This is a genomic window from Microbacterium laevaniformans, assembly GCF_016907555.1.
Taxonomy (GTDB): Bacteria; Actinomycetota; Actinomycetes; order Actinomycetales; family Microbacteriaceae; genus Microbacterium; species Microbacterium laevaniformans.
This window is the reverse complement of record NZ_JAFBCE010000001.1, coordinates 1,223,258-1,238,182: the sequence shown is the minus strand read 5'-3', so window position 1 is coordinate 1,238,182 and position 14,925 is coordinate 1,223,258. Positions and strand designations below refer to the sequence as shown.

The following is a 14,925-nucleotide window of genomic DNA, read 5'->3' as shown; positions in this document are numbered from 1 at the left end:
TCGCGCCGTGCCCTGTGAAGAACCGACTGGGGATCAGTTCTTCGGCTAGCAAAAGGTTAGGCGCGCATAGGCGCCGCCAACGTGGACCATCGGCGGATTCGACTGCGACTTTTGTCTACTTTGACGCTGTGCGCAGAAATGTCGTACTGATCAGCCCGAGAGCGGAAGTGAGGCGCTGACGACCCAACCCTGGGACTTTCGTTCCGATTCGAAAGTGCCACCGAAAAGTCGGAAGCGCTCACGAAGACGCATGATGCCGTAACCCGACGCGGGCAGCCCCGCTGTGCGTGCAGGCGGCGAGTCGTCGGCAAAGGTGAGGTGCACCCAACCATGCTCGACCCGAAGGACGATGGAGACGGTGCGGGCGCCGGTGGCGTGCTTGAGCACGTTCGTCGCACTCTCGCGGATCACGCGGGTGAGAGCGACGAGGGATGCACTCGGCAGTCGGAGGTCAGAGGGGACATCCGCGGTCACCGCAATACCCGCCTGTCCGAGTTCTTTCGTGACGGCAGCGATGGTGCCCGTGATCCCGTCCGGCGAAGACACACGTTCGGGGGAGAGGTTCTCTTCACCGCGAACCATCCCGAGCACGCGACGGATGTCGGTGAGCGCCTGAACCGCCGCTTCGCGGATCGCCGTCTGCGACTGCGACCGCGTCTGCATGTCTTCGGTGCGGTCCAAGACCGCGGCGTGCAGAGCGACGATGGTGATCTCGTGCGCGACGATGTCGTGCAGCTCGTCCGCGATGAGGTCTCGTTCGTGTTTGAGCTGCTCCGCGACCTCTCGCTCGCTCACCTCGAGTTGTAATGCCAAAGATTGAGCCCTCTCGAACTGTCGCCGGATCGCCAGCCCGATCGAGAGACTGACGAGGCTGAGGAGGGCTATGACGAAGGCGCCGAGGGGTTGGAACCCGGTCTCGGGCCGAGCAAGAACGGCGGCGAGCCATGCCGCCAATGTCACGACGTACACGGCGGTGAGCATCGCGCTGCAGGTGAACGCAACCAGCCCCACGACTGCTGCCCCCGCAAGGAGGCTGTCGGAGACTCCGGTGATGCCGGCGATGAGAGCAGCCACGGAGAGGACGACTGCCGCGACCGGCGGCCGCCACGCGAAGATAGCGACAGCCAACGTGATGGTCGTCGTCACGATTGCTGAAACCACGCTGTTCGCGATTCCCGTACTCGCCCGGAAAAGCGAGTCGATCACAACCGCCGCAGCGACGAGAATAATGACAAGCCGACGCGCCAACGGGCGTAGTGGCTCGTATGCCCAAAAGGGCGTCCGCACATAACGGAGCAGGTTCTGACGGACGGAGGTCACATCGCGATTATCTCGCGAATGCGCCGCCACTTACTTCCAGAGACCCAGCTGCTGTCCGATCCAGTACCACATGTGTTTCACCTCCTGCAATCTCTCGAATCGATTCTTCAAACAGAGGTCATCGCGCACGACCGACGTATGGCTACATCAATGGCGACTTTCGTCGACATCGATCGGAAGAGTGCACATCGCGCGGTTCGTAAGATGGTGCTGTGACCGAACCGATTCGCGTGATCATCGTCGACGACGAGTCGCTGGTGCGCGCAGCACTGCGCGTCTTCCTGGACTCTTCAGACGGGTTCGATCTCGTCGGCGAGGCCGACAACGGCATCGACGCCATCGCGCTGGTGCGCAGCACGCACCCCGATGTCGTGCTCATGGACGTGCAGATGCCCAAGATGGACGGCATCGAGGCGACCCAGCGCCTCACGCGGGAGTTTCCCGGGATCAAGATCGTGGCGCTGACCACGTTCTCCTCGGAGCGGGTCATCGTCCCGATGCTCAGTGCCGGCGCCGCGGGCTTCCTGGTGAAGGACACGTCGCCCGACCGCATCCTCGACGCCGCGCGCCTGGCTCACGAGGGCGGCTACGTGCTTTCGCCACGCGTCGCGAAAGAACTCGTCAGCTCGGTGCAGCAGAACGAACCTCCCGCGCCGCGCCAGCTGGGCCGAGAGGAGGAGCTCACCGAACGGGAGCTGGAAGTGGTCACGCTTCTCGCGCTGGGAATGTCCAACGCGGAGATCGCCGCGGCGATGTTCGTGTCCGAAGCGACGGTCAAGTCACACCTCGGCCGCATCACGGCGAAGTGGGGCGTGCGCGATCGCATCCAAGTGCTGATCCGCGCAACCCAGTACGGTCTCGTCTCTCTGGGCTGACGACCGTCAGGCGATCGCCGTGCCGACGGCCGCGACGACCGCATCCAGTGGCTGTCCGGAGGCATCCCGCTTCGCCCCCGGCTCCGGCAGGGTACGCACGGCGCCGTCCGCCGCCAATGCCCGCGGCTGCGCACCGATCCACGCGAGAGTGAGGACGTCCTCGCCCTTCAGAAAACGCTGAGCGCGCACGCCGCCGGTCGCGCGACCCTTCGGCGGGAACTCGTCGAACATCGACACCTTCGCGCTGCCCGCGTCGGTCCCGGCGATCGCCTGGGATGAACCGGCGATCGTGACGACCACGGCATCGGCCGGTTCGGTCACCACGTTGAAGGCCACGACGGCGGCTCCCGCGCTCAAACGGATGCCGGCCATGCCGCCCGCCGCGCGCCCCTGCGGCCGCACGCTCGCAGCCTCGAAGCGCAGGAGCTGGGCGTCGGAGGCCACGAAGACGAGTTCAGCGCCGTCGGGGGCCACGGCCGCACCCACAACGAGGTCGCCGTCCTTCAGCGCGATGATCTCGGCCTCGTGCTTTCCGGGCGCGAGCTCCGAGGTCGCGACGCGTTTGACGACTCCCTGTGCGGTGCCCAGCGCGATGACGACGTCACCCAACGGCACGACAGCCACGACGTGCTCACCCGATCCCAGACCCAGGTACTGGTCGGCGCGGGTGCCCGCTGCGAGCTGGACGGCATTGGCCGGCACCGACGGCAGATCGATGGGCGAGAAGCGCACCAGCCGGCCGCGCGTCGTCACCGCGCCGAGCTCACCCCTCGTCGTCGTGTCGACAGCGGACAGGATGCCGTCGTGCTTCGCCCGCCGCGTCGGAGCGACGATCTCGCCGGACTCGCCGAGTTCGGCGCGCACCATCCGCCCGGTCGCGGACAGGAGCACGCGGCAGGGGGAGTCGGCGATCTGCAGGTCTGCCGGTGCGGCGCTGCGTGAGCGCGGCGCGACGGGTCCGCCGTTGAGCAGAAGGGTGCGACGGGGTGTGCCGAAGGTCTCGGCCGCGGCATCCAGCTCTCGGGCGACGTGCTGCCGGAGGAGCACATCGCTGGCCAGCAGAGCCTGGAGGTCGGCGATCTCCTTCTTGAGCGTGTCCTGCTCGGACTCCAGCTCGATACGGGAGAAACGCGTGAGACGCCGCAGGCGCAACTCCAGGATGTACTCGGCCTGTACCTGCGACAGGTCGAAGACGCTCATGAGCTTCGCTCGCGCCTGCTCGGTGTCGTCGGAGGTGCGGATGACCTGGATGACCTCGTCGATGTCGAGGATCGCGATAAGAAGACCCTCGACGAGGTGGAGGCGTTCCTGCTTGCGCGCGAGGCGGTAGCGGCTGCGGCGCGTCACGACCTGGATACGGTGATCGAGGTACACCCGCAGCAGCGGCTTGAGACCGAGGGTCTGCGGCTGCCCGTCCACGAGGGCGACGTTGTTGATGCCGAAGGAGTCCTCCAGCGGGGTGAGCCGGTAGAGCTGCTCGAGGACGGCCGCGGGATCGAAGCCGGTCTTGATGCCGATGACGAGGCGCAGGCCGTGGTTGCGGTCGGTGAGATCGTTGACGTCCGCGATGCCCGTGAGCTTCTTGGCGTTGACCGCGTCTTTGATCTTCTCGATGACGCGCTCGGCGCCCACCATGTACGGCAGCTCCGTCACGACGATGCCGGTGCGGCGGGGGCCGAGCGACTCGATCGATGTCTTCGCCCGCGTGCGGAAGGTTCCGCGTCCGGTCTCGTACGCCTCGGTGATGCCGTCGAGTCCGACGATGATGCCGCCGCCGGGGAGGTCCGGTCCGGGGACGAACTCCATGAGCTCGGCGGTGGTGGCGTCGGGGTTCTCGAGCAGATGGATCGCAGCGGCGACGACCTCGTTGAGGTTGTGCGGAGCCATGTTGGTCGCCATGCCCACCGCGATGCCGGAGGCGCCGTTGACGAGCAGGTTGGGGAAGGCGGCGGGGAGGACGGCCGGCTGCTGGAACTGTCCGTCGTAGTTGGGCACGAAGTCCACGACGTCCTCGTCGAGGTTCTCCGTGAGAGCGAGCGCGGCCGGAGCCAGGCGCGCTTCCGTGTACCGCGCCGCCGCGGGCCCGTCGTCGAGCGAACCGAAGTTGCCGTGGCCGTCGACCAGGGGCACGCGCAGCGCGAACGGCTGAGCGAGGCGCACGAGCGCGTCGTAGATCGCCGAGTCGCCGTGCGGGTGCAGCTTTCCCATGACCTCGCCGACGACACGGGCGCTCTTGACGTGCCCCCGGTCGGGTCGCAGCCCCATATCCGCCATCTGGAACAGAATGCGCCGCTGCACCGGCTTGAGACCGTCGCGGGCATCGGGGAGAGCGCGCGAGTAGATGACCGAGTACGCGTACTCCAGGAACGAGTCCTGCATCTCGGCGGAGACATCGACATCCTCGATGCGGCCGTGGTCTTCAGGAATGGACGCGGTGCGCGAAGCTGCCATGGATCTGCGGTTCCCTCGGTGCTCGGGTGGGCCGGGAAGTGGGGCCGCGCGCCATGTGCGAGACTGGCCCCGATGTCGTTCAGCCTACCCGCGGACCCGCCAGCAGCCCGGAGCCTCACCGCCATCGTGCCGCAATTGCTTGCGTCGCTGACGGGCGACGGTGACTGGTTCGCGCCGGCCCGATCGGCGATCCTGATCCTCGTCGACGGTCTCGGTCGCGGGAACCTCACCGCCCGGGCCGGACACGCCCGGTTTCTGACGGGCGCGATGACGAAGAAGGATGCCGCGCGCAGCACTTTTCCCTCGACGACGGCCACGGCCCTCACCGGGCTTCTCACGGCGACCGACGCCGGCGCCCACGGAATCGTCGGATACCGTGCCCGTATCCCGGGGACCGATATCGCGCCCAACCAGCTCAAGGGGTGGGAGAGCGACGGACTCGACCCGATGACCTGGCAGCGCTCGGCGCCCCTGCTCGAACGGGAAGCCCACGCCGGACGTCCCACCTTCGTGGTGACCAAGGGGCTGTACCGCGACAGCGGCTTCACGCAGGCGATCCAGCGCGGGGCGGAGTTCGTCGCCGCCGCGACGCCGTCCGAGCGTCTCGCCGCTGCCGCGGAGCGCGCGGCCGCGCACCCCGGCGCACTGGTCTACGTGTACATCCCGGAGCTCGATACCCTCGGACACGCCTACGGGTGGGAGTCCGCACAGTGGCTGCAAGGACTGGAGGAGCTCGACGCGGACCTTCGCCGGTTCGACGCTCAGCTCGCCCCGGGTGTCGGCGCCCTCGTCACGGCTGACCACGGCATGGTCGACGTGCCGGCTCATCGGCAGGTGCTGCTGCGGGACGGCGATCCGCTGCTCCAGGGTGTGCGGCTGGTGGCGGGGGAGCCTCGAATGCTGCAGCTCTACACGGAGGACCGCGAGTCTCGCGCCGTCGCGGAGCGCTGGAGTGAGGCCGAGCAGTCGCGCTCGTGGGTGATGACGCGCGACGAAGCGATCGATGCCGGCCTGTACGGCGCCGCGGTGCACCCCGACGTCCGCCCCCGCATCGGCGACGTGCTCGTCGCGGCCCGCAGCGCGGTGGCCTACTACGACGACCGCCTGGCCGACAAGAAGCCACAGCGGATGATCGGCCAGCACGGATCGTTGACAGATCAGGAACGCATCGTCCCGCTCATCAGACTCGGCGCGCTCGCGAAGGGCTGAGCATCCGTCCCGCGCCGACCTCGACGCGACTCACCCGTCTTCGGTGCGCGCTCCGAAGACGATCTCGTCCCACGACGGCATCGAGGTGCGCCCCTTGCGGCGAGACGAATCGCTGATGACGGTGTCTTCCATCGCGGATGCCGAGTCCTCGGCATCCGTCGCCGATTCGTCGTAGCCGGGCTCGAGTGCGTCGAACAGGGCCACGGGGGAGTGCGGACGCTCCGTGGCCGACTCCTCCGCGGGCATGGGCTCACGCTGGCCGCGACGGCGGCGCAGCGCCTCGAGGAGGTCTGCTGTCTCGGCCGATGTGACCGCGTGGTCGGGAGCGCGCTTGATCGCGGCATCCTGAACCGCGGGCGCGACGGGCACGCGCACGTCCGGCCGCGTGATGTCCGCTTCGGGAGCGAGGGAATCGGCGTCCAGACGCCGCGGGCCGAACGCACCGGAGTCGAACCGCGACGCATCCTTCAGCGGCGACGCATCGAGCGCGCGCAGGCGGGGGATCAGTCCTTCGGGGAGCGACCCCTGACGAGAGAGCTGGGTCGCATCGGCGTTGAGCGGAGCGAGACTGCTGCGGCGCGGGTCGAAGCCCCACCGTGCGTCGTGGTCGACCTCGTTCGCCGTGAACTCGAGCTTGACGACCCAGCCGTCCTCGTCCTTCCAGCTGGTCCACCGTTCACCGCTCGCGCCCGCTTCGGCGAGCTTGGCCCGCACCGCGACACCGAACGTCGGCTGCGCCGCGGCATCGAGCTCTCCCGCGATCAGCACCGGGACGGCCAACGCCTGGCCCACGATGTGCTCACGCTCGGCGAGAACGGGACGCTCGAAGCGCTGCACGTCCTCCAGACGAGCGCCGAGCAGCTCCGCGACCTCCTGCGCCGACATACCGGAACGGATATGCGCCTGGATGTCGCGAGGGCTCGGTCGCGCTGCACGCGGCTCGTTGTCGCGCTGTGCGCGGCGCAGCTGGCTGCGCAGCGTCTCGTCGATCGGCAGCGCGTACCGTTCGCCGGACTCCGTGGCGAGAACGAGGACACCTTCCTCGGTTCCGATCACCTTGAGCTGTTCCATGCGAAACACCCTCCCGTTCCCTGTTCGGGCACGATTCGATTGCCGGGGCCATGCTGTCACAGCACTTCGCCGCACTCGGGAATATCGCGGGCGCGCCGCGAGTTCCATGCGACGCACCCGCCGGAAGCGGGCACGCACACGACGATCATTTGCGAAATCCGAACCCGTCGTGCAAACTATCGCCGCCCCACGTCGGTCCCCCCGGCCGCGAGTCGGCACTTTGGCAACACACCTGGAAGTTGAGAGCATGGCGACCGATTACGACGCCCCCCGTAAGACCGACGACGACAGCGAGTCGATCGAGGCTCTGAAGGAGCGCGTTCCCGACAAGATGTCCGGGGCCGTCGACGTCGAGGATGCCGACAACCCCTCCGGCTTCGAGCTGCCCGGCGCCGACCTCTCCGACCTGGAGCTGGACGTGGTCGTCCTGCCGCCGCAGGAAGACGAATTCACCTGCGTCGAGTGCTTCCTCGTGAAGCACCGCACCCAGATCGACCACGAGATCGCGGGCGGCGCCGTCTGCATCGAGTGCGCCTGAGAACCCTCGGCCCCGCAGAGCCGATCCCGCTGCCGAGCTGATCTCAGCGCGACTGCGCACGCGTGATCGCGGCGACCACCCGGTCAGGCGTGCGCGTCGCGAACACCCACTCCGTGACGGGGTCGCCGGGATCGAGGACGGGAACGCGGACCACGGGGTCGATCCCGCCGCGGAACATGTGCCATGCCTTCGCGGACAGCTGAGGACCACGCGCAGCACGCGCCTCGTCTGCCCACAACGGCTCGGCGGTGCCCAGCTGATCGACCGGGATATGCGCGCGACCGACTCGCAGCTCGCCGCCTCGCACCTCCACGACCGGAGACGCGAAGACGAGCAGGCAGATCAGGACCGCACCCACCGCGATTCCCGCGGCGAGGGCGACAGTCGGATCCAGCGGGACGAACACCAGTGCGACCATCGGCGCCACCACCGCCGAGCTGAGCAGCGTCCACAGCGACGGACTGAGCCGTTCGCGGTAGCGGACGTCGGAAACGGGAGCGGCTGGAGCGGCGATGTGCATTACCCTCGTGGAGTGATCGAATCCGTGGACGTTCCCATTATCGCGCCGCAGGTTCCCGTCTACGCACATCCCGGCGACGCCGGCGCAGATCTGGTCTCCTCCGAGAGCGTAAGACTCGAACCGGGCGCCCGCGCACTGGTGGGCACGGGCGTGCGCATCGCCCTGCCGGACGGATACGCCGCTTTCGTCGTGCCCCGCAGCGGTCTGGCCGCGAAGCACGGCATCACCATCGTCAACGCGCCCGGAACGATCGACGCGGGGTACCGCGGTGAGATCAAGGTCGCGCTCCTGAACACCGATACGCGCGAGGCGTACGACATCGCCGTGGGCGACCGCATCGCACAGCTCATCGTCATGCCCGTCCCGCGCGTCCGCTTCCTCCCCGTCGATGACTTGCCCGACACCGCACGCGGCGAGGGCGGGTTCGGCTCGACGGGCTATCAGACAGGAGTCACCGCATGAGCGATGAACTGCAGCCCACCGGCACAGGCGACCGCGCGTCGACGGGGCCCTTCGACGAGGCGGAGGCGAACCCCGTTCGCCCCTACATCGATCTCGGTGGCATCAAGGTGCTCCCACGCGAGGGACTGAACCTTCGCCTCGAAGTCGAGGAGCAGACCAAGCGCATCGTCGCGGTCGGGCTCGACTACGCCGATTCGACCCTGCAGGTGCAGCCGTTCGCCGCCTCGCGCTCCAGCGGGCTGTGGGAGGAGACCCGCGACCAGATCCGCCAGCAGATCCGCCAGCAGGGCGGGCGCGTGGAGGAGCGCCACGGCCCGCTCGGCGCCGAACTGCTCGCGGAGGTTCCCGTGGTGAGCGGGCCCGACGCGGTGGCCGGCAAGCGCCTGGCACGGTTCGTCGGCGTCGACGGACCCCGCTGGTTCCTGCGCGGTGTGATCGGGGGAGCGGCCACGACCGACGTCGAGGCGGCTGCGCGTGTGGAGGATCTCTTCCGCTCGATCGTCGTGGTGCGCGGCGGTAGCCCCATGCCGCCGCGCGATCTCATCCCGCTGAAGATGCCCGCCGCCCCCGGCACCGCATGAGCTCGCCTTCGCAGGAGCCCCAGGACGCGGCATCCGATCCGCTCACGCCGCCACCGCCGTCGGCGTCGGATCTTCTCGGAAGCGCACTGGGCAATGCGGCGCGACGGGCCGGCCTCGATCCGTCCCGACAGTCGCACACGGGACACGTCGTCTGGGCCGCCATGGGCGGCTGGCGAGGCGTGCTGGAGAGCGTGCTGCCCGGACTCGCGTTCGTCATCCTGTTCACGACCACGGCTGACCTCACGCTCTCGCTCGCGATCTCCGTGGGCGCAGCGGCGATCTTCACGATCGTCCGCCTCATCCAGCGCTCGCCCGTCAGTGCCGCACTGGGAGGACTCATCGCCACCGGTGCCGCCGCCGCCCTCGCACTGTGGACCGGCCGAGGACAGGACAACTTCGTCCCGGGCCTCATCACCAACGCTGCCTACGGGACTGCGTTTCTGATCTCGGCTCTCGTCGGGTGGTCCTTGATCGGACTGGCCGTCGGCTTCCTCATGAACGAGAGCACACGCTGGCGCAGCGATCCGCGCAAGCGCCGGGTGTTCTTCTGGCTGGCGATCGCCTGGGCCGCACTGTTCTACCTGCGCCTCGCGGTGCAGCTTCCCTTCTACTTCGCTGGCGATGTCACCACGCTCGGCACCTTGAAGCTCGTGATGGGACTGCCGTTGTTCGCTCCGCTCGTCGCCGTCACCTGGCTGGCCGTGCGGGCGGTCTATCCGCGCCACCACGACGCCAGCGCGGCATCCGAGGCGTGATAGATTTATCTTGACATCAAGATAAATTCCTTCGCCCGTGATGCGCCCGAGGCGCCATCCACGGGTAAGGACAACCTCACTAGCCCGCCGCCGCGGCGGCGGGGATGATGGAGAATCAGGCGACGGCCGTCCATGCCCGACCCTGACCCCGCCGACCGACTGAGCCCGCGGCCTCAGGAACTCCCAACGAAGGAGAGCAGACGTGTCCACTGTTGACAGCTTCGGAGCCAAGAGCACCCTCACGGTCGGTGGCACCGACTACGAGATCTACCGGATCGACACCGTTGCCGGGTACGAGAAGCTCCCGTTCAGCCTGAAGGTGCTGCTCGAGAACCTCCTTCGCACCGAGGACGGCGCCAACGTCACGAAGTCGCAGATCGAGGCCCTCGGCAACTGGGATGCCGATGCGGAGCCCGATACCGAGATCCAGTTCACCCCGGCGCGCGTCGTGATGCAGGACTTCACCGGCGTGCCCTGCATCGTCGATCTCGCCACCATGCGCGAGGCCGTCACGGCCCTCGGTGGCGACCCGGCGAAGATCAACCCGCTGTCGCCGGCCGAGATGGTCATCGACCACTCCGTCATCGCCGACCTTTTCGGCACCGAGAACGCACTCGAGCGCAACGTCGAGATCGAGTACGAGCGCAACGGCGAGCGTTACCAGTTCCTGCGCTGGGGCCAGACCGCGTTCGACGACTTCAAGGTCGTCCCGCCGGGAACCGGCATCGTCCACCAGGTGAACATCGAGCACCTCGCGAAGGTCATCTACGACCGCACGGGCCGCGACGGCGTGCTGCGCGCCTACCCCGACACCTGTGTGGGCACCGACTCGCACACCACCATGGTCAACGGCCTCGGCGTGCTCGGCTGGGGCGTGGGTGGCATCGAGGCCGAGGCCGCCATGCTCGGTCAGCCCGTCTCGATGCTCATCCCGCGCGTCGTCGGCTTCAAGCTGACCGGCGACATCCCCGCCGGCGTGACGGCGACGGACGTCGTGCTCACCATCACCGACATGCTGCGCAAGCACGGCGTGGTCGGCAAGTTCGTGGAGTTCTACGGCGCGGGCGTCGCTTCGGTACCGCTGGCCAACCGCGCCACCATCGGCAACATGAGCCCGGAGTTCGGCTCGACGGCCGCGATCTTCCCCATCGACGACGTCACACTCGACTACCTGCGCCTCACCGGTCGCGACGAGCAGGCGGTGGCCCTCGTCGAGGCGTACGCCAAGGAGCAGAAGCTCTGGCACGACGCCGACAGCGAGCCCGTGTTCAGCGAGTACATGGAGCTCGACCTGTCCTCGGTCGTCCCCTCCATCGCCGGGCCCAAGCGCCCGCAGGACCGCATCCTGCTCAGCGAGGCCAAGTCGCAGTTCGAGAAGGACATCGTCAACTACACCACCCCGTCGGTGTCCAACTCGATCGTCGACCTCGACTCGATCCACTCGTTCCCGGCATCCGACCCGGGCTCCACCCCGGGCGAGGAGGAGCCCGCGACGCGCGACGTACGCATCTCCAGCGGCGCCCCCGCCGCGGCATCCAACCCGGTGCCGGTCACGTCGCCCGCGGGCGACTCCTACCTGCTCGACAACGGCGCGGTGACACTCGCCGCGATCACCTCGTGCACCAACACGTCGAACCCGTCGGTGATGATCGCCGCCGGCTTGCTCGCCCGCAAGGCGCGCAACAAGGGCCTCAAGCAGAAGCCGTGGGTGAAGACGACGCTCGGCCCCGGTTCCAAGGTCGTCACCGATTACTACGAGAAGTCCGGCCTCGACAAGGACCTCGAAGGCCTCGGCTTCTACACGGTCGGCTACGGCTGCACCATCTGCATCGGCAACTCCGGACCTCTCATCGAAGAGGTCTCGGCGGCGATCAACGAGAACGATCTCGCCGTCACGGCCGTGCTGTCGGGCAACCGCAACTTCGAGGGCCGCATCAGCCCCGACGTGAAGATGAACTACCTCGCCTCGCCGCCCCTCGTCGTCGCCTATGCCCTCGCCGGCTCGATGCACTTCGACTTCGAGACCGACCCGCTCGGGAAGGACTCGGAGGGCAACGACGTGTTCCTCAAGGACATCTGGCCCTCGCCGGACGAGGTCCAGGAGGTCATCGACTCGTCGATCTCGCGCGACCAGTTCATCAAGCAGTACGCCACCGTGTTCGACGGTGACGAGCGCTGGACGAGCCTGCCCACCCCCGAGGGCCCCATCTTCGAGTGGGATGCCGATTCGACGTACGTGCGCAAGGCGCCGTACTTCGAGGGCATGTCCATGGACCTGACCCCGGTCACGGACATCCACGGCGCTCGGGTGATGGCGACCCTCGGCGACTCGGTCACCACCGACCACATCTCGCCCGCGGGGAACATCAAGGCCGGCACGCCCGCCGCGCAGTACCTCACCGAGCACGGTGTCGCACAGAAGGACTTCAACTCCTACGGCTCGCGTCGTGGCAACCACGAGGTCATGATCCGCGGCACGTTCGCCAACATCCGCCTCAAGAACGAGCTGGTCGCCGCGGTCAACGACGGTCAGATCGTCGAAGGCGGCTTCACCCGTGACTTCACGCAGGAGGGCGGCCCGCAGTCGTACATCTTCGACGCGTGCGAGAACTACCGCGCCGAAGGCACCCCGCTCGTCGTCTTCGGTGGCAAGGAGTACGGCTCGGGCTCATCGCGCGACTGGGCCGCGAAGGGCACGTCGCTGCTGGGCGTCAAGGCGGTCATCACCGAGAGCTTCGAGCGCATCCACCGCTCCAACCTCATCGGCATGGGCGTCGTGCCGCTGCAGTTCCCCGAGGGCCAGAGCTGGAAGTCGCTGGGCCTGGACGGCACCGAGATCGTCTCGATCGAGGGCCTCGAGAAGCTCAACGAGGGCGTCACCCCGAAGACCGTGAAGGTCACGGCGGCCCCCAGCGAGTTCTCGCCGGAAGGCAAGGAGACGATCGTCTTCGACGCCAAGGTGCGCATCGACACCCCCGGTGAGGCGGACTACTACCGCAACGGCGGCATCCTCCAGTACGTGCTGCGTTCGCTGGTCTGAGCGCCGGTTATAACGCCCCGGCATCGGTCCCTGCAAGGGGACGCCGATGCCGGGGCGTCGGCGTTTGGGCGACGTAGACTCGGAGGATGAGTCTGCTCGCTTCGATCACCGGTCCGCGCGACCTGGACTCCCTGTCCACCGAGCAGCTCGAGCAGCTCGCGCACGAGATCCGTGACTTCCTCGTCGAGAACGTGGCGCGCACGGGCGGTCATCTCGGACCGAACCTCGGTGTCGTAGAGCTCACCATCGCGCTGCACCGGGTCTTCAACTCACCCGACGACCCCTTCGTCTTCGACACCGGCCATCAGTCGTATGTGCACAAGCTGCTCACCGGCCGCCAGGACTTCCGCGGCCTGCGCTCGCGCGGCGGACTCGCCGGCTACCCGCAACGCGCGGAGAGCGTCCACGACGTCGTCGAGTCCTCGCACGCGTCGAGTTCGCTGAGCTGGGCGGACGGCATCTCGCGCGCGCTGACCCGCACCGGCCGCAAGGATCACCACGTCGTCGCTGTCGTCGGTGACGGCGCGCTGACGGGCGGGATGACCTGGGAGGCACTGAACAACATCTCCGACGACAACGATCGCAATCTGGTGATCGTCGTCAACGACAACGGACGCTCCTACGCTCCGACGATCGGGGGGATGGCTCGCTATCTGAACCGGGTGCGCACCACCGAGGGCTATGAGAGCCTGCGCAAGAGTTCGGCATCCTTCTTCCGTCGACTCGGGCCCATGGGGCGCGCCGTCTACCGTGGTGTCCGCGGCGCCACGCATGGATTCCTCTCGCGCTTCTCCAACAACGAGGCGCTGTACTCGAACCTGGACATCAAGTACCTCGGGCCGATCGACGGACACGACCTCGTCGCGCTGCAGGAGACGTTGCAGCTGGCCAAGGACTACGGTGCCCCGGTGATCGTGCACGTCATCACCGAGAAGGGCCGCGGCTACGAGCCCGCACGCAACGACGAGGCCGATCAGTTCCACGCCGTCGGCAAGATCGACCCGGCGACGGGCGAGCCGCTGGGCTCCTCGGATGCCGTCGCCTGGACCGACGCTTTCGCCGACGCACTCGTGGCGGCGGGGGAGCGACGTGACGATGTCATCGCGATCACGGCGGCGATGCTGCGTCCGACGGGCCTGCAGCCGTTCGCGCAGCACTTCCCCGACCGCGTCTATGACGTGGGCATCGCCGAGCAGCACGCGGTGGCCTCGGCGGCGGGCCTCGCCTTCGGCGGACTGCACCCGGTGGTCGCGATCTATGCGACGTTCATGAACCGCGCCTTCGACCAGGTGCTGATGGATGTGGCCCTGCATCGCGCGGGCGTGACGTTCGTTCTCGATCGCTCCGGTGTGACCGGCCCCGACGGCCCCAGCCACCACGGTGTGTGGGATCTCGCGATGCTGCAGCTGGTGCCCGGCATCCGCATCGCCGCGCCCCGCGACGAAGCGCGGTTGCGGGAGGAGTTCGACGAGGCGATCGCCGTCGATGACGCGCCCACGGTGATCCGCTTCCCGAAGGGCGCCGTCGCGGTGGATCAGCCGGCCCTCAAACGCCTCTCCGACGGCGTCGACGTGCTGTGGCAGGACGGCGCCGAGGATGTTCTACTCGTCGGCATCGGCCCGATGACGCAGCTCGCGGTCGAGGTCGCCGAGCGCCTCCGTGCCCAGGGGATCGGAGCGACCGTCGTCGACCCGCGCTGGGTCGTGCCCGTGCAGCCCTCGATCGTGAAGCTCGCTGCCGCCCATCGCCTGGTGATCACGATCGAGGACGGCATCCGCGTCGGTGGCGTCGGAACGCGCGTGCGTCAGGTGCTGCGCGAGGCGGGCGTGGACACGGCGGTCGACGAGCTCGGCCTGCCCGACGCCTTCATCGATCACGCGAGCCGGGAGCAGATCCTCGAGGATGCCGGCCTGTCGGCCGCGAAGATCGCGCAGGACGTCGTCGCGCAGGTGCTCGGCACCCGCATTCCGATCGCCCGCCCCTCGACCGAAACGGGCGCCATCTGGACCGTGCGTGGCGGCGCCGACAACTCGGAGCACGCCGACCACGGCGATGGTCGGGGCTGAGCCGGAGTCAGGGGACGACCGCGCGCCGCTGTCGCGT

The 14,925-nt window shown here is 68.1% G+C and carries 12 protein-coding genes; 8 read left to right on the top strand and 4 right to left on the bottom strand.

Annotation, left to right across the window (positions count from 1 at the left end; genetic code table 11):
• Positions 1-150: 150 nt before the first annotated feature.
• Positions 151-1,146, bottom strand: a complete 996-nt coding sequence (locus JOE53_RS05805) for a sensor histidine kinase (RefSeq protein ID WP_271171063.1) — start codon at positions 1,144-1,146, stop codon at positions 151-153.
• Positions 1,147-1,532: 386 nt separating this feature from the next.
• On the opposite strand from JOE53_RS05805, the gene JOE53_RS05800 reads away from it, so the two are divergent.
• Complete coding sequence (locus JOE53_RS05800) at positions 1,533-2,195, top strand: response regulator transcription factor (RefSeq protein WP_204947058.1); 663 nt, start codon at positions 1,533-1,535, stop codon at positions 2,193-2,195.
• Between the two features lie 6 nt (positions 2,196-2,201).
• On the opposite strand, the gene JOE53_RS05795 is transcribed toward JOE53_RS05800, so the two are convergent.
• Positions 2,202-4,646: a DNA gyrase/topoisomerase IV subunit A gene (locus tag JOE53_RS05795; RefSeq protein WP_204947057.1), complete on the bottom strand. Its 2,445-nt coding sequence runs from the start codon at positions 4,644-4,646 to the stop codon at positions 2,202-2,204.
• 72 nt (positions 4,647-4,718) lie between these two features.
• Here JOE53_RS05795 and JOE53_RS05790 point away from each other — a divergent pair, with 72 nt between their 5' ends.
• Positions 4,719-5,855, top strand: coding sequence for an alkaline phosphatase family protein (locus JOE53_RS05790; protein ID WP_204947056.1), 1,137 nt, complete (start codon positions 4,719-4,721; stop codon positions 5,853-5,855).
• A 30-nt stretch (positions 5,856-5,885) separates the two neighbouring features.
• Here JOE53_RS05790 and sepH read toward each other — a convergent pair whose 3' ends face one another.
• Positions 5,886-6,926 (bottom strand): septation protein SepH, encoded by a 1,041-nt coding sequence (gene sepH, locus JOE53_RS05785; protein ID WP_204947055.1) that lies wholly within the window; start codon positions 6,924-6,926, stop codon positions 5,886-5,888.
• A 247-nt stretch (positions 6,927-7,173) separates the two neighbouring features.
• Between sepH and JOE53_RS05780 the strand changes: the two genes are divergently transcribed.
• Complete coding sequence (locus JOE53_RS05780) at positions 7,174-7,464, top strand: DUF4193 domain-containing protein (protein WP_005049487.1); 291 nt, start codon at positions 7,174-7,176, stop codon at positions 7,462-7,464.
• 43 nt (positions 7,465-7,507) lie between these two features.
• Here JOE53_RS05780 and JOE53_RS05775 read toward each other — a convergent pair whose 3' ends face one another.
• Positions 7,508-7,984: a DUF3093 domain-containing protein gene (locus tag JOE53_RS05775; RefSeq protein ID WP_204947054.1), complete on the bottom strand. Its 477-nt coding sequence runs from the start codon at positions 7,982-7,984 to the stop codon at positions 7,508-7,510.
• A gap of 12 nt (positions 7,985-7,996) precedes the next feature.
• On the opposite strand from JOE53_RS05775, the gene dut reads away from it, so the two are divergent.
• The 5 genes from dut to dxs all read left to right on the top strand — a co-directional run bounded on the left by dut (position 7,997) and on the right by dxs (position 14,888).
• Positions 7,997-8,446, top strand: a complete 450-nt coding sequence (gene dut / locus JOE53_RS05770) for a dUTP diphosphatase (RefSeq protein ID WP_051498858.1) — start codon at positions 7,997-7,999, stop codon at positions 8,444-8,446.
• On the top strand, positions 8,443-9,027 hold the full coding sequence (locus JOE53_RS05765; RefSeq protein ID WP_005049491.1) for a DUF3710 domain-containing protein: 585 nt from the start codon (positions 8,443-8,445) through the stop codon (positions 9,025-9,027). The genes dut and JOE53_RS05765 overlap by 4 nt, the downstream gene beginning before the upstream one ends.
• Positions 9,024-9,782, top strand: coding sequence for a DUF3159 domain-containing protein (locus JOE53_RS05760; RefSeq protein WP_204947053.1), 759 nt, complete (start codon positions 9,024-9,026; stop codon positions 9,780-9,782). Before JOE53_RS05765 ends, JOE53_RS05760 begins: the two co-directional genes overlap by 4 nt.
• Before the next feature lie 202 nt (positions 9,783-9,984).
• Positions 9,985-12,822, top strand: a complete 2,838-nt coding sequence (locus JOE53_RS05755) for an aconitate hydratase (RefSeq protein ID WP_204947052.1) — start codon at positions 9,985-9,987, stop codon at positions 12,820-12,822.
• An 86-nt stretch (positions 12,823-12,908) separates the two neighbouring features.
• Entirely contained in the window at positions 12,909-14,888 is a 1,980-nt protein-coding gene (gene dxs, locus JOE53_RS05750; RefSeq protein WP_204947051.1) for a 1-deoxy-D-xylulose-5-phosphate synthase, read from the top strand.
• Positions 14,889-14,925 lie beyond the last annotated feature (37 nt).

Coding starts and splice junctions, on each gene's coding strand:
- JOE53_RS05795 (WP_204947057.1), bottom strand. CDS start 4,646: ATGGCAGCTTCGCGCACCGCGTCCATTCCTGAAGACCACGGCCGCATC.
- JOE53_RS05790 (WP_204947056.1), top strand. CDS start 4,719: ATGTCGTTCAGCCTACCCGCGGACCCGCCAGCAGCCCGGAGCCTCACC.
- sepH (WP_204947055.1), bottom strand. CDS start 6,926: ATGGAACAGCTCAAGGTGATCGGAACCGAGGAAGGTGTCCTCGTTCTC.
- JOE53_RS05780 (WP_005049487.1), top strand. CDS start 7,174: ATGGCGACCGATTACGACGCCCCCCGTAAGACCGACGACGACAGCGAG.
- JOE53_RS05775 (WP_204947054.1), bottom strand. CDS start 7,984: ATGCACATCGCCGCTCCAGCCGCTCCCGTTTCCGACGTCCGCTACCGC.
- JOE53_RS05765 (WP_005049491.1), top strand. CDS start 8,443: ATGAGCGATGAACTGCAGCCCACCGGCACAGGCGACCGCGCGTCGACG.
- JOE53_RS05760 (WP_204947053.1), top strand. CDS start 9,024: ATGAGCTCGCCTTCGCAGGAGCCCCAGGACGCGGCATCCGATCCGCTC.
- dxs (WP_204947051.1), top strand. CDS start 12,909: ATGAGTCTGCTCGCTTCGATCACCGGTCCGCGCGACCTGGACTCCCTG.